This window comes from Occallatibacter sp. (genome assembly GCF_049582745.1).
Classification (GTDB): domain Bacteria; phylum Acidobacteriota; class Terriglobia; order Terriglobales; family Acidobacteriaceae; genus Telmatobacter.
In genome coordinates, this window is record NZ_JBAUUO010000073.1 from 14469 (window position 1) to 33565 (window position 19097).

Below are 19097 nucleotides of genomic sequence, written 5' to 3' on the forward strand. Positions count from 1 at the left end.
GCCGCCTCTATGCAGGGGCTGGGAGCGGCTCCGTTCGCAACGAGAAATCGTGCGAAGCCAGCCGCTCAATCGTCACCACCGTGATGTCGTCTTCCTGCCCGAATTCAACTGCCGCCGCGACGATTGCAGCTGCAGGCTGGGTGGAAATTGCCCCGGCGCGTTCAAACCCAAACAGTTCGCCCTTCTTGTTCTGCGCTTCGACAACGCCGTCTGAATAGAACGTGAGCCGGCTACCGGGCTGCAGGTAAAATTGTTTGGGTTCGAATTTCCCGCCCTCCGCAATGCCCAGTGGCAGCGCACCGGCCAGTTCGACTTCCTTGCCATCGAGGTACGGCGATAAATGGCCGGCATTTGCAATGGTGACCAGGCCATCGCGAGTGATATGCGCGGCGAGTGCTGTCGCAAATCCTCCCATGGTGCGTCCCACGAGGCGATCGTGAAGTTTGCGCAACATCCGTACCGGATCGTCGCTGTCCTCCGCCGTTGTGCGAATCGACCCGACGAGCATGGAGACCAGCATGGCGGCCGGTAATCCCTTGCCTGCGACGTCTCCTACCACGACGAGCAGACCCTCTTTACTGGCTGGCAAAACCTGAAAGAAATCGCCCCCGACCTGCCGTGCTGGCTGGTAGACGGAATCCACGGTGAAGCCCGGAAACGCCTCGCCCTTCTCTGGGACGATGACCTGCTGGATCTCGCGGGCTGCGGCCATTTCGGCTTCTAGCACGGCCTTTTCGGCGCTGGCCTTGATATGCCGCCTGCTTTCACTGACAAAAACGTGGACGAAGCCCGCATAGCCCAGGCAAACCGCAATAATTGTCGCGTTACCATCAAAATTGAGCCGGCTTTCAACGCTTTCCACGTCCGCTGCATTCATTTGGCGAGGCTGCGGCTTGTTGGGGTACTTGTGTGCCAGGAACGACATGGTTGCAATCTGCACAGCGAACAGCGGAATGAATGCCTTCCAGACTCGGGAACGAAGAGTTACGCCCGCAATGGCATAGCAGACCGCAAATGATCCGGAGAGCACGACGGTGATTCCGAACCGCAATGTTGGGATTCGCCCGATAGCGACGATGTCGCTGGCAATGCCCATGGCGACGAACGTAAAGAAGACGGCAAGCAGAAAAACAACGACCGCCCTTCGGGGTGCCGTGCGCAAGGGGTTCGTGGAATTCATGGAATCCGGAGCATCCTCTCAGATTTCGAAGGCCTGACCGAAGTTAATCCGGCAGGGCGCATTTTTGACAACGTGGGTTAAAGTCTACGCCAGCGACGCGCGATTTCCAGAAACGCAGTTCCAGCCGGCGATGGCATCCATCCCCGGTGCTTTAAAATCCTCCGGTAGCCCTCTACGTCCTTTCACCGAGGAGAAGACATGCGCTTTTATGTTATTGCCGCTCTTTCTTTTGGACTCGCCGCAACCGTGGCCTCTGCGCAATCCGGGGCCTACTGGGACTACTACGGAAAGACGGGGCCGCTTGCATGGGGCAGGCTCGATCCCGCCTACCAGGCCTGCGCCAAAGGACACGGGCAATCGCCCATCGACATCCGCGGAGCGCGTCTGAACAAGGCGCTCCAGCCCATCGAATTTCACTACGTCGCCGGCCCGGTCAAAATCGAAAATGACAGACGGATGATTATCGTTCACGTTGATCCTGGCAGCTACATTGTCGCCGGCGGTCTTCGCTATGACCTCAAACAATTCGAATTCCATCACCCCAGCGAAGAGGCCGTCCGCGGCAAACTCACCGACCTCGGAGTTGAACTCATCCACCAGGGCGCCGATGGCAAAATGGCTATCGTTGATATTCGCCTCGCGATGGATCGCGACAAACCCAACGCAGTGCTCGCCATGCTCTTGCCCCATCTCCCCAAAAAGCCGGGCACGACTCAACAGGTCAGCGAAATGGTGAACGCTGGAGGCTTTTTGCCCGCCGACCGCGGCTACTGGACCTACATGGGCTCTCTCACCACTCCGCCATGCACCGAAGGCGTCCGCTGGTTTGTCTTTGAAGAAGAGATCAGCCTCAACCTCGAACAGCTGCGAGCCTTTGACATGCTTTTCCGCATGAATTCGCGCCCCTTGCAGGATGTGCATGGCCGACGCATCGAAGCCAACGAATAGGATTCATTCGGCGAGGGGGTTGAACGTCAGCACAATGCCCTGGTCGGCGGGCAGGCTACGAACCGAAACGCCCATGACGTCTTCGATCAGATAATGCGCTGCACGCAACGATTCGGCATCATGGGAGAAGGTCGTTGCAATCACCGTGCATCCGGCCGCCCGTCCCGCCTGCGTGCCAGGCTCCGCATCCTCAAATACAACGCAATCCTCCGCCGGCAATCCGAGAAGCGCAGCGCCGGCCAGGTAGGGCGCCGGATCGGGCTTGCCCTGCGCAACGTCGTCGGCAGTTACAAGTCGTGCCGGCGCGGGAACCCCCGCCTGCGTCAGCCGCATCCGCGCCAGCCGCTCCGTCGCGCTGGTCACGACCGTCCAGCGATTCCCAGGCAGCGCGCGCAGCAACTCCAGCACGCCAGGCAGCACCGCCAAGCCCTCGCCATCGGCGAGTTCGATGTCTTCAATCAAGCGCAGTTCCGCTTCGCTGTCGAGGTCGGGGCGCAGGAGTGCGACAGTCTCAATGGCTCGCCTGCCATGCGCCATTTTGCATGCATATTCGGGATCGACGCCGCGCAGCTTGGCCCACTTTGTCCAGCTGCGCTCGACGGACCCGATCGAAGAAATCAGGATGCCGTCCATGTCAAACAGCACGCCCTTGCAGCGAATCTCGACAGGGAAAGAGGCGACTTTGCTTGCCATACTTCGATTGTAACGAGGAGACTGGCTCACTTCTTTAGAGCAGCCGCGCCCTTGGCCGGCGCAAAGTCGACCGTCGGCGGATCTCCAAACCTGATCGACGCGCTCACTGATCCCTTGTGCGCGCCCTGCTGCACACGGTTTTCCTTCAACGTCACGCTGCCATCCCCGATCGCCGCATCGCCGGCCCAGTGATCGAATTGCGTCAACAGCAATGGAACGGCATCTGTCGATTTGCCGTCGCGCGCGGCGATCGCACCCTTCTTCCAGTCAAAATGCAGCGTGCCCTTTGCGGACTTTGCCAGTTCATCGCCCGCAAATCCAACCAGATCCAACTTGCCGTCGCCATCAAAACTCGCGCCCGTGCACTTCAGCTCGAACAATGCGCACAAGTCAGTCGCGCTCAATTTCGTGAACTGACCTTCGAACGAGTAGCCGGGCTTGTCGTTGTTCTCCACCTTGCCGGTCATGTGAAGCTGGCCTCCGAGCAATCCCGCATCCACGCTCGCGATCTCCGCCGCTTCCCGTGACATTTTTATGTCCGCTTGAAAATCCTCAAGCGTCACGGAGCCGAGATCCAGCGAATCCGCCTTCACCGTTCCCTGAAACTGGGGCCATGGATGCGCCGAAGATGGCGTCAATTGGGCGATCATCGTAGCCAGCAGCGTTCCCTTCTTCTCTGAGCCCAACAAAGTTGTCTGCAACTCCGCCGCATCCAGAGTGCTGAAGTTCACATCAACCGTCGGCAAGCATGGCCGATCTGCCTCCGCGCACGCCGGAATCTCTACCCGCGCCGTACCCTTGAGCGGACCATATTCGAATGCAACCGGGTCCCAGATCATGTCGCCGCCGCCCAGGTGCAACGTTGCCTCCGGAATCTCAACCGCGCTCGCCAACGCATCGGTTTTCCAGTTCGCATCGTGCAGTGTGACCGTGCCCGTCAATCGGTCGGACGTTGGCAGGGCTACCACCGCCGGAGAGCCGGGCGCAGCGCTCACGCCCTCGGCCGGCAAAGCATCCGGCGCGGGTAGCCACGGCCCTTCGATCGCCAGGTCCATCGTCAATGGATCGCCCGCAATCGCATCCAGCGCTCCCGCTTCCTGCAATCCAGCGGCATGTGCAAGCTGCCGAACGCGCCCTGGCGACCCAGCACCCCGCGCCGTCACCTGGTAGCCGCTCAAGGTCAGGCGCACTGTAAACAGCAGCGGCGTCGGCGCTCCGGCAGGCACATTCGCTGTCCCGGCAAGCGCGCTCCTCTGACCGCTGATTCCCTCTGCCGGTTCGAACAATGCCTTCTGAATCTGAATCGGCTGACTTAGACTTCCGCCGCTCAGCTTGAGCCCGTCCACGGTGATGCTTCCGCTCAGTGGCGACGGTGTTGCCGGCGTTTGCTTGGCGTCCAGAGCCTTGCGGCCATGACGACCTGGCTTGGCCTGCGTCGCAACCACCGGCAAAGGTGTAGTCACATCGTAGGTAAGCTTGCCGCTCAACGTACCATCGGCCTCAAGCCCGGCCCCGAGTTCCTGCCGGACCGTGCGCAACGCATCCAGCACCGCCTGCGCCGGAATTTTCTCCACAGCCAGCGAAAGTTTCGGCTGGCCACTCCCGGGAAGGTTGCCCTCCAGCCGCAGGTGCCCATCCCCAAGCGGCGAATCACACACCAGCTTTTCAATTGCGCGCGCCGAATAGTGATACGTGAATCCGCAGTTCGCATCAAAGTCCAACGGCGCCGCCGGCGCAAACTCTTCGCGATGCACGCCCGTCGCGCGCAGCCGCGTGGTCACATCGGCTGAATCGGCGGTGCCATCCAGCTTCATCTCGGCCGTTACATCTCCGCGCCAGCCCGCATCCGATCCGATGAGCAACCGACTCAACTGCCCCATCTGCGCCGCACGCCACTCCATTTCCACGTGCACCGGCATCAGCCGAAGCTCCGGCGCGCGCCGCATCCGCCCTTCAAGCTGCACGATACCCGTGTCGCTCAGATCGAGGTTCACGTCGGTGCGCGCGGGTTGCCCCTTCAGCCGCACCCGCCAGTCGCCGGGGTCTTCCTCCCAAAACGAAAGATCGGCGTTCACCAGCGAAAAGGGCAGTTTTTCAACGCCCTCCTTGATGTGGATGCGCGAGTTGGTCGCCTCAAGGTAAGGCAACGGAACCAGCCTGCCGTGGTTCGCCCCATCGGTCTGCGAACGCGCCGCGGTGCGAAACAGCGTATCCAGATTCCATCGTCCATCGGGAGTGCGCACCAGGTTCAGGCTCGCCTCGTCCACGCTGATGCGGCTCATCTCAAGCCGCCCGCGCCACAGCGAAAACAAACGTATCGCCGCCGTTACCGTGTTGGCATGCAGCACTGGTTCAGCGCCGTACGCCGGATCCTCGTCCACCGTCAGATCGGTGATCACAAACCCCGGCCGCGGCAGCAGCCTTAGCTCCACTCCCGACATGAGCACAGGTCGCCCCAACGAGTTTGACATCGCCCGGGCAATTCGGCTCTTGTATCGATTGATGCTGACCAGCGGCGGAATCACGATGATCGCAACCAGAATCGTCAGCGCTAGCACGGCGATCCATAACTTCGATCGCCAGCGTCTCCGGCCTTGCGCTTCTTTCGTCATGTTCTGATTAGTCGTCAGTGGCCAGGAGTCGCCATCGGTTTTCAGTTGTCGGTTGTCGGTTCTCAGTCTTCAGTGAGTGGGTCGATCCGTGAGAACTGAAAACTGATCGCTGACAACGTTCTCTTTCAGCGTGTCAAGTGCAGCGTCCGCTTCCAGCGCGTGTCGGTAAAGAAGTGCAGCACCACATGCCCCATCCACGCAATGCTGTTACCAACGCCAGTCTCGTCAAACTGATGCTCAGGCGTTTTAAACGACCAGTAGTTGAACAGCGGCCGGCCTACAATATTTTCGCGCGGAACAAATCCCCAGAAGCGCGAGTCCAGGCTGTTGTGGCGATTGTCACCCATCATGAAGTACTTGCCCGGAGGAATAACGAGGTCGCCATCCACCACGTGGTTTGGCATATCCACGGCCCAGCGCTCCGTTGCGCCAAGGTCCACCGTCATCGGCACCGAGGGAAAATCGTCAAGGTAGTCGCGATAGTTCTCGGGCGTGGTGGGCACGGCGTGCGGTTGGCTCTGCGCCACTCCATTCACAATCACGATCCCGTTGCGCAGATGGATATGATCGCCGGGCACGCCGATCAACCGCTTTACAAGGTACAAAATCGTCGGCTTGCCATCCGCGTCCAGTTCGCCGGGCTTGATGAACACCACGATGTCCCCGCGCTTCGGTTCGCGATAATGCACCAGCGGCATCCACTTGGTCGGCGGCGCCAAGGTGATGCGGTCCACCACAAGGTGATCGCCCACCAGCAATGTTTGCTCCATCGACCCAGAGGGAATGACAAAGTTTTGCGCGATGAACGTAAGAATGAACAGCCCCACCACCAGCACGGAGCAGATGCTTGCTGCTGCTTCAAACGGCGTTTCTTCCTCGTGTCTTTGTTCGGCAGCAGGCTCAACTTCGGACGGCGTCCTGGCTGGCAGCGTGTTTTTTGTCGTCATCCTGTCGCTCTGTGCCCAGATGGCTGGCGGCTACTCTGCGGATTCCCGGAGCGCTAATGCACGACACGAAAAATGCGCTTCCAGCGCGCAAATGCCGCGAGGCGTGCCGAGAGTTCCCTTTCGTGTCCGAGTCTATCATCCGCGGCCTGTTGCACATCCGTCGTCGACGGCCGCCGTACCGAAAAGTAAATCACCAATGGACGCGCAATAATTGCCTGCCGCGGCACAAATCCCCACGACCGCGAATCGAAGCTGTGATTCCGGTTGTCTCCCAATACGAAGTACTTGCCGGGCGGGATCACGAGCTCGCCGTTTTGCGTGAGCGTCTGCATCTGCTTCCACCACTCTGGGTCAACATCGGGATCCGTGTAGACGCTCGCCGGAAAGTTGTCCCGAAACTGGCTGGGAGCTGCGGGCTCAAACGCGACGTAGGGTTCACGAATCGGAACGTCGTTGACCACAACCTGTCCGTTTTGGATGCGCAAGCGGTCGCCGGGGACACCGATGACCCGCTTGACCAGGTAGGGATGCGGCTGCGGATGATGAAACACCACGATATCGCCCCGCTCTATATCTCGATACGGCATCATCCAGTGCGTGAAATTGCGATCGCTCCCCGAGGGCGCAAAGATCTGCTTGTTCACCAGCAGAAAGTCCCCCACCAGCAGCGTATGCTCCATACTCTCTGAAGGAATGAGAAATGGCTGCAGCACAAACGTCAGCACAAACAGCGCCACCACCACCGTTTGCAATAGCGAAGCCAGCGCTTCTGGCACCGTCGGCAAGTGCTGCCAGATGTGCCTCCCCGACCGCGAAGGAGCAGCAGCGAATTGTGCAGGAGCGCTCATTCTGACTCCCCGGCTCCCTCGATCAATCTCTCCGCCTCGTCGATCAACGTCATCGTCGTACTTGTCAGCCGCGCCAGGGCTCGCCGCGCTGCATCCTGCTCGGCAATTTTTTTCGTGGTGCCGGTTCCGCGTGCGAGCGGCTTGCCGGGTTCGCCCTCCACCGACTTCAACCGCACCTCGACCAGAAACCGCTTGCGATGATCCGGACCGCTCTCGCTCTTCACGCGGTAAACCGGGGCGCCGGCCCGTTCCGCCTGCAGCCTTTCCTGCAGCGCCGATTTGTAGTTGCCCAGCGCCGCGCCGGACCGCAATTGTTCAGCCAGCCGCTCCACCGCGTCGCCTATGACATTGCGGCGCGCGAATACCCGCACCGGCTCCAGCCCGCCATCCAGAAAAAGCGCCCCGATCACTGCCTCCATTGTGTTTGAAAGCACGGTGCTCTTCCGCCGCAAACCGCTGCGATCTTCACCGCGGCTCAGGCGCAAATGATCGCCCAGAGCAATCGCCTTGGCAACCTTGGCCATGTGCTGACGGCTCACCAGTTGCGCGCGCACGCGCGTCAACTCGCCCTCCTGCCACTCAGGATGGCTCAGGAACAATGCCTCTCCGACCACCAGGCCAAGCACGGCGTCACCCAGAAACTCCAGCCGCTCATTGTCGCTCGCCGGCAACGCGCCGTCGTCGTGAATCTGCTGATTGATCGCATCGATCTGGTTGGCCAGCGATCGATGCGTCAGCGCGCACACCAACAGTTCGGGCGTGGCAAAGCCATGCCCAAGCGCCGCTTCCAATTCGGTCAAATCCGCTTCCACTTACTCCTCAAACAATTGCCACTCTCCGGCGAACCGCCTTGATCCGGGGCAGCCGCCCAGCCCTTGCGAACGGACCATCAGGCGCCTACCCCAATTATTCCTTAGACGCGCCGCTTCATCCAAATGAAGCCTCCCCGCCCTCTCGCGGCACGAGCATACTTGCCAAACACTGCCGGCACCCTCGGCCATCCGCTCGTGACAGAAATTCAATTGCGTCTCGCTTGACGAGACTCTTTGTTTGAACGCAGCCAACCCAGCCTCATTTCCAACCTGCCGCAAGGCCACTGCATCTAGACACAAAAGTTCGGGAGTCCGCGCTCTGCAGCCCTGGGCGTAATGTTCGCGACCCCTCGAGGAAAGATGTATTTCAATAACCTTCGATCCGGTTCTGATCCGAAGCGGCTTCAAAAAAACGATGGGGAGTGCCCTCGGCGCTCCCCTTTCCCCACCAACCAAAATCCGCTCCCCCTAAATATTCTGACGAAGCATCTCTCCCGCCAGGTACTCTGACGCGCGCATCGACAGTGACAGAATCGTCATCGTCGGATTCTGCCACCCCGCGCTTGTAAACTGCGCTCCGTCCACCACGAAAAGATTCTTGTGATCGTGCGACTGGCTGAATTTGTTCAACACGCTCTTCTTCGGATCGTTCCCCATTCTGCACGTGCCCACCTCGTGAATGCTGTATCCCGGCGGATTCGGCTTGTCGTTCTTTGACAAGATCTCAAACCCCGCCGCCTCGGCCAGTTCGCACGCCGTCTCCACCGCATCCTTCGCCATGTTGAATTCGTTGTCGCTGTACTTCGTATCCACGTGCAAGACCGGAATCCCCCATGCGTCTTTGCGGTCTTTATCAATGCGCACATGATTTTCGTAGCGTCCCAGCACCTCGCCCATGATCGTCATATGGAATCCGCTGCCGTAATACTCGTCCATCTTCCGCTGCAATTCCGCACCGTAGGCCGCGAAGTTCCGCGCGCCGACAGATCCCGTCGAAGCAGTGGTGTTGAACGCATACCCGCGCAGAAACTTGTCGCTCTTCGTATCGATGTTCCGGAATCGCGGAATGATCGCATACGATCCCATCACACCTTTGGCCTTTCCGTTGCGCGCTTCAGGAACCGAGCACACCACGCCCGCACCATAAATCTGATCCATCAGATAACGTCCCACAACGCCGCTGGAATTCGCAAGGTTCGAATTCAGCAGTAACCGCGTGCTCTCCAGCGTGCCCGCCGCCAGCACCACCACCCGAGCCTTCACGCTCATCTCGCGATGCGATAGACGATCGACAAAATTACACCCGTTCGGCAGTCCTGTGTTCTTGTCGACGGTAATCTCACGGACTACGGCGTTTGCAATCGACGTCAGTTTTCCCGTCTTCTCCGCATCGGGCAACAGCAAATTCACTGAGCTCGCCAGTCCGTCCCGTCCCAGTGCAGAGCGCTGCTTGCACACTGGAATACCACGCGGCTTGGCCACATCGATAAAACGCTGCAAGGCCGAGGTCCACGGCGCATCGTCAATGATGAAGTTCCCATTCGGCAATTGTGGCGGCCCATCCAGAGCGCCCCTTACTTGAAATATTCCCTCCACCCGCGAGTAGTACGGTGCTAAATCCGCATGGCTGATCGGCCAGTCTTCGCCAAACCCATCATGCGATTTCGCTTTGAATTCGTAATCACTCAACCGGAACGACTGCCGCGACCAGAACAGCGACCGCCCCCCAAACAACCGCACCCGCACCCAGTTGTACGGCTGGTTCTCCTCAAACGTGTAAGGCACCTCCCGCTCATCTACCCAAACATTGGCGTTAAAGCCGTTCGACTGAAACACGTGGTCAATACGCCCCGGCGGTCGAAACCCGCGAAACGGCAGCTCGTACGCCGGCTTCTCCTCCGCATCATGACTCACATCCGCCACCGGCCCCGCGTTCAGCATCAGACAGCGAATTCCAAACTCCGTCAGTATCTTCGCCGCCATTCCCCCGGCATGCCCCGACCCGATAATCAGCACATCATAAATCTCATTCATCATCGCCGCAGTGATTCCCTCTGTCCCTCTGTCCCTATGTCCCTATGTCCCTATTGTCCCTATGTCCCTATGTCCCTATTCACTACCCACTGTCCACTGTCTTCACCGCGGGTACGACGGCATCGGATGATCCGCCTTCGGCACAGCCCTCACGTGCGGCGGCGGGTTCGCGCCATCCGCCTTTTCGAGCGAAATATCCGGCTCGATCGGCGACCAGTAAAGTTCCTCCTCCGTTCGCGGTTCCGCGCCCACTTGCGGCGCCGCGAACCACGCCTTCGAATTCACCGTCGCCGTACGGATATCATCGTGCGCAATATTGATAAAGTCCGCATGCTTCTCCTCCGGCGGATGATCGTTCATCCAGGTACGCAGCCACGGCTTCAGCAACTCATCCGCCTGGGCATCGCTGAGTTTCGCAAACTCAAGATTGAATTTCTTCTTCGCTTCCGCATCCAGCCAGTCCAGCCCCTCGCTGTACACCTGTTTGCGCGCATCCGGCGAGTCCCCGATCAAAAAATCCAGAAACATCGGAGTCTGCGCCCGTACTGCACCCGGCTTCTCGCCCATGGGCGGCATCAGCGCGTCGCTCAACCGCGTCAGCGTGGCCATCTGCTGAGGTGTAAAGAAGCGCAATTCCGCCGCGGCCACCTGGTCGGCGGCTTCTACTTGCGGAATCGGTGTCTTCGAAGTGAGGCCCAGCAGCCATGGCACAGGCGCGGGCGGTGGCGGAGCGGGGTTTGCGGCCTGTTGGCTCAGCAGCAGCTTGGGAGCCGCACCGACAGCGAGCACGGTGCGAACAAAATCACGGCGCAGCATTCGGCCCTCCTGGGGACCACACCACGCTAATTGTCGACAAGGGGGGACGTAAAGTCCCAAGTTGGACAGCCTGAACAGATTTTGCGTTTCCCCACCCTTACGCCAACAGCAGAAGTTGTAAGGGTGGTGAAGGGTTGCGTTATTGCGGATGAGGAGTAGAAGCCGGCGGCTTGGCTGGCGGGGCCGGAGTGGAGTCGTCGGCATCGTCATCGCAACTGTGGCCCTGCACGGCATACGCGGTCTTGACGCCTCGCTCGGCTGCGAGACGCGTATCCTGCTGACCGTCGCGCGCAGCCAGCGCTGCCTGGTATTCCGTCAATGCCTGATCGCGTTTGCAGTCAAGGTCCAGCATGCGCCCCAGGTAGATATGCGACCACGCAACCAGCCGTGGCTGCTTGCTGGTGGCAATCGTCTTCTGGAAATCGCCGATGGCCACATCGGGATGCCCGGTCATGATCGCCACGCGTGCAAGGATGAAGTTCGCCTGCGCCCCCTGGGCCACCGCATCCAGCGAGTCTGACTGATCGGCCAGCACCTTGTGCGCCAGTGCGCTCGCCGCGGCCACATCGCCCTGCGCCAGTTTCGCCTCTGCCAGATCCAGCCCCGTCAGGTTCCGCGGCTTGCTGCGTTGCAGTACGTCCCCATCGGCCTGCTGGTCAAACTGGGTTTGCCGCGCGCGGTGCGCCTGCTGATCGATATCCATCCCGTAAACCATCTCGCCAATGGTGTCGCGCAAACTCGCCGGATCCTTTTCAAACTGGATCAGCTGCTCGAAGAAATATTGGGTCAGCACATACCCCTGCGCCATATCGTGACGCACAGCGGCCACGCGCACCGCTTCCATTTTTTCGAGCGTAAGCTGACGTTCATGTTCGTAGCGAGGTAGGTCGGATCGTTCGATTCCCGCCGGAATCTTGTATTGCGGAATTCCTGTATCCATCGTGCGCGCTTCAATGGCCTTGATCAGGCACTCCACTACCAGCGCCACCGTGTCCGAACGGTAGCGGAAATCAAGCGGAGCATCGCGCACTTCCTTCAGGATCGGCTGCATCCGGTCGATCGCATTGGTTCGCGAAAACAGCAGCGGCTCAATCACGTAATGCAGGTAGGTGTGCCGCACGTCGTTCATTGGAATTGTGCCGTTCACCGGCGACACCACCACCACATAATCGGTCCCGTAGATGCGCGCATTTACCAGCTTCGGCGACAGCAGCGGCTCGATCACCACGACGAAACGCCGCCCCTCGTAGGTCGTCGCCGGCATTTTGAGATAGAGATTGGTCGACACAATCATTTTCGACAGCGGATCGTGCAGCTTGTCGGTTTCTTCGTCGTAGGTGCGATGCGCCGCCAGCCAGATTCCATGCAGATCGACAGCTTCTGCGAAGTCGCGCAGCAGCGGAACAATCTCCACCACCTGCGTCGAGTCCGGCGGCATCTCCGTCAACTCCACCGTTGTTTCCAGCGCGGGCGGGTTACTGAGATACAGCGCCAGCGAGATGTACTGCGAAATGTCCCGCTCCGTGCCCGTCATCCGATGCTGCGCAATATACAGGCAGACCTTGTCGCGTTTGGCCCGCGCATCTTCGCTTTTCGCCAGCGCGTCATTGATCTCATCGCGTACGTGTTTGCGGATCGGTGCGCTGTCCTCCAGCCCCTCGTCATACCCGCAGGCATTCAATGCCGCCGCCATCAAAAACACCGGCTCTGAACTTACCAGCGAAATCGTGGGCCCCGCCGCATCGACAAGCGAGGGAGCTTTCTCCTGCACCGGTTGCGACGACGAACTCTGCCGGTTTGGCGGAGGATTGCTGCTGGAAGATTGTGCCCCGGCCCGCTGAGCGACAGAGGCAGTGAGAAGGAAAATGGCGACGGAAACGACGATTGCGAGTCTCGGAAACGGGCTATACGGCATCAAAAAGGACCTTGCCTGAAGTCTACGGCATTTCAACGGTTTCGCGCCTGCAGCTACCGACACAACGGCACCAGTGCGGCATACACAATTCTCGGGTAGAAGGCGCAATTCCGAGGTGTCCACTTTAGACGATCGAAACTCCCGAAAAGAAAGGCCTGCGCCGGGTGCGCAAGGGCCTTTGTCTTCTCATGTGACTTCGCTATCCCCGAACCGAAACCCCCGTAAACGACAGCACCGCCAGCCCCCGCACCGGCTGACCGAAGAAGCGTGCCGGCTCAAAATGGCTCCAAAGCAGCAGGTTCACCACCTGCGCGCGCGTGTTGTCATCCACCGGCCCGGAAACGATCCGGTAGTCGTACACTTCGCCCTGCCCGTTGATATACGCTTCGACAACCACCGGGCCGCCGGCCGCGCGGATCTGATCATTGCTGCTTACCGCCGAAGAGAGATACTGGAATTGTGGCGAAGTGGCCATGCCCAGGGGCTCGTCTTCGCCCCGCGCAACCTCCGGACGTGTGAACATTCCCACCAGCACCGTGACTGTACCCAGCAACAGAACCGCGCTCGCAAAACCTGCCCCAGCCTGCAGCAGGAACGGCCCGACGGTGTTATCCCATGCCAGCTTCCAGCTCTGCAGAACACTCTTCCGGCTGCGCGCCCGTTCCTGGCTGACCGCAACGCGAACGCGCAACAAAAGATCTTTCGGCTCCGGAACAGGACCCAGCGCGGAAAGCGACATTTGCGTCTGCTTCAAACCCGTCCACTCTGCCGCACATTCTTTGCATGCGTCGAGATGAACGCCGATTTCCTGCATCTCGTGCCCAGTCAGCCGGCCATCGAGATACTCCGAAAACTTCGATTGAATGGAGCTGCAACTGCTCATTGGGCCTCCCCTCGCACGGGGATCTCGAATCCGGCAGGCGTTGCCGCCTTTTCGGCCGATTGAGACTTCGTAAGAATGGTCCGCAAAAGGGCTCGTCCGCGAACAAGCCTCGACTTCACGGTCCCGAGATTCACTCCCTGAATCTCAGCCACTTCCTCGTACACAAACCCCTCGATATCCCGGAGAATGAGCGTGGTACGAAATGGCTCCGGCACCTCGTTCAGGGCGGCTTCGACGCGAGCCCTGTTCTGCGCATGCATCGCCATCTCAACCGGCGACTCGCCCGGATCGACCAGCATCTCTTTCAGCCTGATCGGAACACCCAAGCAGCTCTCCGTCATCTCCTGTTCAATGGGAATCTCCCGCTGCTTGTGCCGCATCCACCAGCGTCGCTGGTTCGATGCTTCGTGCAGGGCGATGCGATAAACCCAGGTACGCAACGACGACTCACCATGAAAGCGCCCCACGCCGCGAAAGACCTTGACGAAGACATCCTGGGTCAAATCGGCCGCATCCGCGCGGTCATACGACATCCGCGCAAGCAGCGAATAAATCGGCTTGTGGTAGTGCGCGATCAGCCAGGCAAAGGCCTCTTCAGAGCCTGCCTGAAGCTCAGCGATCAGTGCGGCTTCCTCCGATCGAAGTGAAAGCGCGCTCGCTAAATTCCCCATGGTGAGATCCGCCTGCAATTCAGCTCCCCCACGTTACCGCATCAGCGATAAGTTTGGCATCAGGGAACCTTCCGAACACCGCCTGCTCCGCTTCCCTGACCACGCTCCTGGCAGAACCCTTCCAGGAAACCAAACCACTGTGCGTGGGAACGAGACATTGCCTCGTTCGCCTATTTTCTTAGACACCGGCACCCCCCTAAAGTGTTCCCGGTCACGGATGTATTTTGTCTGAGTGCCCGTCTTTAAGGGTTTACATCGTGAAGACGATCCGCTTGCCGCTCTCTTTGCGGTTCCAGGCAGCTTCCACTTCTGCCAGGGGCACCGGCTCTGCCGCGACCCGTAAAGAACCGGCTGCCGCCATCGAAAACAGGGTCGGAATGGCCTCGAAAACAACCTCCAGCGGCACAGAACCAAATCCGCTCCCCATCAGTTTCAAGTCGATGCTGCGCAGCGTGGCGCCCGGAAGCGTGATCGCCGGCCCCGCGCTTTGTCCTACCTCAACCAGGCGCGTGGCGCGCGCCCCTTCAGGATTGAAGCCCTTGGCCAGCGCCTCCAGCAGCAACTCCGTCGGACGTCCCCACAGATAATCGATCACCACGTCAATTCCCTTCCGGACCTCGACCGCAAATGCCTCGCGAATTGCATCGTCCCCCTGCGCAAGCGAAATGACGCCGTCCAGGTTCTCCGAGGCCAGCGCGTCGAGGTTGCGCCCCGCGGCTACGATTCGTTTCGCCCCGAGCAGCCGCGCCGCTTGAATCGCCAACTGGCCTGCCACCCCGGTCGCCCCGAGGATCAGGATTGTCTCGCCTTTCGTGAGCCCAGCCCGATCCTTGATCGAAAGCCACGCCGACATTCCGGGATTCACGATGGCTGCAGCCTGAACATCATCGATGTTGTCAGGCAAAGGCACGCACCTCGAACTCAGCGCCACGGTTCGCTCGCACATCGTTCCCCACGGCCTTCGCGCAAACCCAAAGAACACTCGGCTACCGTCCTCGAGCGTGCCCACGCCATCGACGCCTGGAACCGCGGGCACCTCGCCCTTACCCGCATAATGCGAGCCGCTCGCCAGCGCTTTCACGACCGGGTGCAGTCCCGCGGCCCGCATTTTGATCAGGGCCTCACCCTTTTGCGCCGTGGGCTCTTGGAAATCCTGGTACCGCGGCGGCTGCCCCAGCTCGTTTACGACGGCTGCTTTCATGACGGCTGCTTTCATATTGACCTCCCTTGCGAACTCAAGCCGCCGGGAGGGTTCTTCTTCCGGTAGTCAAGCTCCCTGGCCTCAAGCTTAAAACGACGCCTTTGGAGATGCCATCCTCAACGCACGCCGCCGTTTGACGAATCCCCTCTGAGCAGAGACAATAGAAAGGTTGCATCCTTCATGTGGGCCTGTGGCGCAGCTGGGAGCGCGCTTCCATGGCATGGAAGAGGTCATCGGTTCGATCCCGATCAGGTCCACCAATATCCCCTTTCTTACGATATATTTGCCGGCACCGGCGAATTGACGTCTCGCCTTCCGGGGGTGCTGAGGGGTGCTGAAGTTTTCTCATCTCCAGCGGTAGCATTAATTCCAGGACTTTACGGCTCGCTTCGCGTTTTTGCTGGTCCACTGCGCGGGTGTAGACATCAAGGGTTGTGCGGCAACTGGCATGCCGCATCAATTCCTGTGCCACCTTGATGTCAACGCCGAGCGATCTCAGGTTAGTCGCAAGGGAGTGACGAAAACTGTGCCAGCCGATATGTTTTCCGACAACTCCGATCCGAGCCAATGCGGGACGAATGCTTTTCTCAAGGATGCTGTCCGGACTGAGGGGTTTGTTCCCCTTGAATCGAACTGAGGGAAACAAGAAATCCAAATCGGTCGAATAGGGCGACTTCGCACGCCACTCGAGGAGCGCGTTGAGCACAAGTGGATGGAGTGGGACCGGCCGGCGAGACGATTCGGTCTTCGTCTTCCCTATCCGGTTCCGTACGCAAGACCTCAGAACATTGACTTCCATCGTTCTGAGGTTCAGATCAGACCACGTCAAAGCAATCATTTCTGATCTGCGAAGTCCAGTGCTGCCAATGAGCAAAACCATCGCCCGGTCACGTACAGAAAGCTGTCGCACTAACTTCTGGAACTCCTCTGGTGTAAGAACGTCCCTGTCGCGAAGGCGTTTTTGTGATGTCCTCACCCTGCTAATTGGATTAAAAGTAAGCCACTCATATCGGATGGCATGGTGGTACAGCCTTGACAGAACGCACTTCAGTTTTGCTCTTGAACTGGGAGCTAACGGAAGCGAGTGCAACCACTCCTCGACCTCCATAGTGGTAAGCGTCCCGAGTTCCCCTCTGGCATGAGTCTGGTTGCGAGTCCGACTATGCGGTCATGAGTGTTGCAGAGGAAGCAGGAACTGTACGACCTGTCCGGCGGTGGCGGACGTTATCGGAGAAGCGACGCATAGCAGAGTTGACGTTGGAGCCCGGTGCGAGTGTGTCGCTGGTGGCTCGTGCGCACGGTGTGAACGCGAACCAAGTGTTCAAGTGGCGTCGGGCACTAAAGCGGGGCGAGCTGAACGAGCCTTCGGCGGCATCTACGGCGCTTCTTCCGGTGACATTGTCTTCTGCATGCGAAGCGGCCATCGATACAGGAGAGGTTGGCGCGAAGGGACAGCCAAAATCTGGCGGCGCGATTCACATCGAGTTTCCTGGCCGGGCCATGATCAGTGTGGAGAGCGGTGCCGATGCGGTGCTGGTGAGATCGATCCTCGAGAGTTTGCGCAAGTGATCGAACTGCGCACCGGAACGAGGATATGGATCGCCGCCGGCGTGACCGATATGCGTCGTGGTTTCGATGGCCTGAGCGCGAAGGTACAGACCGTTCTTGAACAGCAACCGTTCTCCGGACACGTCTTCGTATTCCGAGGACGCCGAGGCGACATCGTCAAGCTTTTGTGGTGGGACGGAGATGGCCTGTGTCTGTTTGCCAAGCGGCTGGAGCGAGGACGATTCATCTGGCCGCAGGCTACGGAAGGAACTGTTTGTCTGTCGCGTGCGCAGCTTTCGATGTTACTGGAAGGCATCGATTGGCGCCGGCCGCAGAGGACCTGGACGCCGCAGCTGGCGGTGTGAGTGATAAGTGTGATTCCCCTGTATTCATGCGGGTATTGGGCATATTTTCCACGCACCTTCATGGCATACTGCGTGCATGGATCGCGCATCGCTCCCAGATCTCGATTCGCTTGATGTGGAAGCGTTGAAGGCGCTGGTCATTCGACATCAGGCTGAGATCGCCGTGCAGAGAGCCGAGATTGCGGCCAGGGATGCGGAGATCGAACAACAGCGCCAGACGCTTTCAGACGAGATCGAGGAACTGCGGCGCTCCAGCAGCGAGCAGATCGAGCATCTGAAGCTGGTCATCGAGAAGCTCCGGCGCAGGGTGTTCGGCGTCAAGAGCGAGAAGATCGTTATTCAGCTTGAGCAGCTCGAACTTCACCTGGAGGAGCTGGAGTCCTCGCAGGCCGAGATGGAAGCCGCCGCGGAGCGAGTAATGCCGGCTGCGGAACCGAAGACGAGATCCCGACGCAAGCCGCTTCCCGAACATCTGCCACGCGAGGTTGTCACTCACGCTTTTCAGGGCCACGGCTGTCCCGACTGCGGCGGCCAGTTGCGCCAGTTCGGCGAAGATGTCTCCGAGCAGCTGGAGTACATCCCCGATAGCTTCAAGGTCATTCGTCATGTACGGCCGAAGTTCGCCTGCAGCGGCTGTGAGCGCGTGATTGAAGCGCCTGCGCCGTCGCGGCCGATCGAGCGTGGTCTTGCCGGACCGGGATTGCTGGCTCACGTCCTCGTTTCTAAATTCGCCGATCACTTGCCCCTCTATCGCCAGTCGGAGATATACGCCCGCCAGGGAGTTGAGATCGAACGTTCCACGCTGGCCGGCTGGGTAGGTGGAGCAAGTGAGTTACTCGCTCCGTTGATCGATGCGATTCAGAAGCATGTGCTCGCTGGAGCCAAGCTGCACGCCGACGATACGCCGATGCCGGTGCTTGCGCCTGGCAGCGGCAAGACCAAGACTGGACGTCTCTGGACTTATGTCCGTGACGACAGGCCTGCCGGCGAAGATACCGCGCCGGCCGTGTGGTTCGCGTACTCGGAAGATCGCAAGGGTGAGCATCCGCGGCAGCATCTGAAGAACTTCAAGGGTGGCCTTCAGGCGGACGCCTATGCAGGGTTCCATCATCTGTACGGCGATGGCGCCATTTATGAAGTCGCGTGCTGGGCGCATGCACGCCGCAAGTTTCACGAGATCCATGTCATCCACGCATCGCCCACAACAACCGAGGCTCTGGTCAGGATCGGCGCTCTCTACGCGATTGAAGATGAGGTGCGCGGCAAGCCTGCAGATCTCAGGCTGCGTGTTCGTCAGGCGCGAGCGAAGCCATTGCTCGAGGACGTGCGCAAATGGATGGAGAAGGCGCTGCGTTCGCTGTCTGCGAAGAGTGAAACTGCGGGCGCCATTCGGTATGCGCTCTCGCGATGGCGTGCCCTTACGCGGTACACCGACGATGGTCTGTTGGAAATAGACAACAGCGCGGCCGAGCGAGCTCTGCGCGCCGTGGCTCTTGGACGGAATTATGTCCAGTTCCCGATTATGCGCAGCGTGCGGGACGTGTGCCTGCTGTGCCTTATCGCACCGACCAAACGCTGCGCATAATTTATAGGCTCTCCAGGAACTTCATTAGTTGATCCGGAG

General features: G+C 59.6%; 15 protein-coding genes, 1 tRNA gene and 2 pseudogenes. 5 read left to right on the forward strand and 13 right to left on the reverse strand.

Annotated features, from left to right (window positions below):
- Positions 1 to 7: 7 nt before the first annotated feature.
- Complete coding sequence (locus tag WCA10_RS11850) at positions 8 to 1180, reverse strand: PP2C family protein-serine/threonine phosphatase (RefSeq protein WP_472822733.1); 1173 nt, start codon at positions 1178 to 1180, stop codon at positions 8 to 10.
- A 198-nt stretch (positions 1181 to 1378) separates the two neighbouring features.
- Here WCA10_RS11850 and WCA10_RS11855 point away from each other — a divergent pair, with 198 nt between their 5' ends.
- Positions 1379 to 2128 carry a carbonic anhydrase gene (locus WCA10_RS11855; RefSeq protein ID WP_472822734.1) on the forward strand — a complete coding sequence of 250 codons (750 nt, stop codon included), beginning with the start codon at positions 1379 to 1381 and terminating at the stop codon, positions 2126 to 2128.
- 3 nt (positions 2129 to 2131) lie between these two features.
- Here the strand turns inward: WCA10_RS11855 and WCA10_RS11860 are convergent, their stop codons facing one another.
- The 11 genes from WCA10_RS11860 to WCA10_RS11910 all read right to left on the reverse strand — a co-directional run bounded on the left by WCA10_RS11860 (position 2132) and on the right by WCA10_RS11910 (position 15575).
- Entirely contained in the window at positions 2132 to 2821 is a 690-nt protein-coding gene (locus WCA10_RS11860) for an HAD-IA family hydrolase (protein ID WP_472822735.1), read from the reverse strand.
- 26 nt (positions 2822 to 2847) lie between these two features.
- Positions 2848 to 5433, reverse strand: coding sequence for an AsmA family protein (locus WCA10_RS11865; RefSeq protein ID WP_472822736.1), 2586 nt, complete (start codon positions 5431 to 5433; stop codon positions 2848 to 2850).
- A 125-nt stretch (positions 5434 to 5558) separates the two neighbouring features.
- On the reverse strand, positions 5559 to 6380 hold the full coding sequence (gene lepB / locus WCA10_RS11870) for a signal peptidase I (protein WP_472822737.1): 822 nt from the start codon (positions 6378 to 6380) through the stop codon (positions 5559 to 5561).
- Positions 6381 to 6433: 53 nt separating this feature from the next.
- Positions 6434 to 7228: a signal peptidase I gene (lepB, locus tag WCA10_RS11875; RefSeq protein WP_472822738.1), complete on the reverse strand. Its 795-nt coding sequence runs from the start codon at positions 7226 to 7228 to the stop codon at positions 6434 to 6436.
- Positions 7225 to 8028 carry a ribonuclease III gene (rnc, locus tag WCA10_RS11880; RefSeq protein WP_472822739.1) on the reverse strand — a complete coding sequence of 268 codons (804 nt, stop codon included), beginning with the start codon at positions 8026 to 8028 and terminating at the stop codon, positions 7225 to 7227. Before rnc ends, lepB (WCA10_RS11875) begins: the two co-directional genes overlap by 4 nt.
- A gap of 480 nt (positions 8029 to 8508) precedes the next feature.
- Positions 8509 to 10077, reverse strand: coding sequence for a GMC oxidoreductase (locus WCA10_RS11885; RefSeq protein ID WP_472822740.1), 1569 nt, complete (start codon positions 10075 to 10077; stop codon positions 8509 to 8511).
- A gap of 99 nt (positions 10078 to 10176) precedes the next feature.
- Entirely contained in the window at positions 10177 to 10890 is a 714-nt protein-coding gene (locus WCA10_RS11890; protein WP_472822741.1) for a gluconate 2-dehydrogenase subunit 3 family protein, read from the reverse strand.
- Between the two features lie 139 nt (positions 10891 to 11029).
- Positions 11030 to 12805 carry a hypothetical protein gene (locus WCA10_RS11895; RefSeq protein ID WP_472822742.1) on the reverse strand — a complete coding sequence of 592 codons (1776 nt, stop codon included), beginning with the start codon at positions 12803 to 12805 and terminating at the stop codon, positions 11030 to 11032.
- A gap of 199 nt (positions 12806 to 13004) precedes the next feature.
- Positions 13005 to 13688, reverse strand: a complete 684-nt coding sequence (locus WCA10_RS11900; RefSeq protein WP_472822743.1) for a zf-HC2 domain-containing protein — start codon at positions 13686 to 13688, stop codon at positions 13005 to 13007.
- Positions 13685 to 14359: an RNA polymerase sigma factor gene (locus WCA10_RS11905; RefSeq protein WP_472822744.1), complete on the reverse strand. Its 675-nt coding sequence runs from the start codon at positions 14357 to 14359 to the stop codon at positions 13685 to 13687. Before WCA10_RS11905 ends, WCA10_RS11900 begins: the two co-directional genes overlap by 4 nt.
- A 250-nt stretch (positions 14360 to 14609) precedes the next feature.
- On the reverse strand, positions 14610 to 15575 hold the full coding sequence (locus WCA10_RS11910) for a quinone oxidoreductase family protein (RefSeq protein WP_472822745.1): 966 nt from the start codon (positions 15573 to 15575) through the stop codon (positions 14610 to 14612).
- Positions 15576 to 15744: 169 nt separating this feature from the next.
- Between WCA10_RS11910 and WCA10_RS11915 the strand changes: the two genes are divergently transcribed.
- A tRNA-Ala gene (locus WCA10_RS11915) sits at positions 15745 to 15820 on the forward strand.
- Positions 15821 to 15975: 155 nt separating this feature from the next.
- On the opposite strand, the pseudogene WCA10_RS11920 reads toward WCA10_RS11915, so the two are convergent.
- A pseudogene (locus tag WCA10_RS11920) lies at positions 15976 to 16668 on the reverse strand (tyrosine-type recombinase/integrase); the annotation flags it as partial.
- 62 nt (positions 16669 to 16730) lie between these two features.
- Here WCA10_RS11920 and tnpA point away from each other — a divergent pair.
- The 3 genes and pseudogenes from tnpA to tnpC all read left to right on the forward strand — a co-directional run.
- Positions 16731 to 17129 carry an IS66-like element accessory protein TnpA gene (gene tnpA / locus WCA10_RS11925; RefSeq protein WP_472822746.1) on the forward strand — a complete coding sequence of 133 codons (399 nt, stop codon included), beginning with the start codon at positions 16731 to 16733 and terminating at the stop codon, positions 17127 to 17129.
- The gene (tnpB, locus tag WCA10_RS11930; RefSeq protein WP_472822747.1) at positions 17126 to 17473 is read left to right on the forward strand and encodes an IS66 family insertion sequence element accessory protein TnpB; all 348 of its coding nucleotides are present in this window, start codon (positions 17126 to 17128) and stop codon (positions 17471 to 17473) included. Before tnpA ends, tnpB begins: the two co-directional genes overlap by 4 nt.
- 199 nt (positions 17474 to 17672) lie before the next feature.
- A pseudogene (gene tnpC, locus WCA10_RS11935) lies at positions 17673 to 18983 on the forward strand (IS66 family transposase); the annotation flags it as partial.
- Between the last annotated feature and the right edge of the window lie 114 nt (positions 18984 to 19097).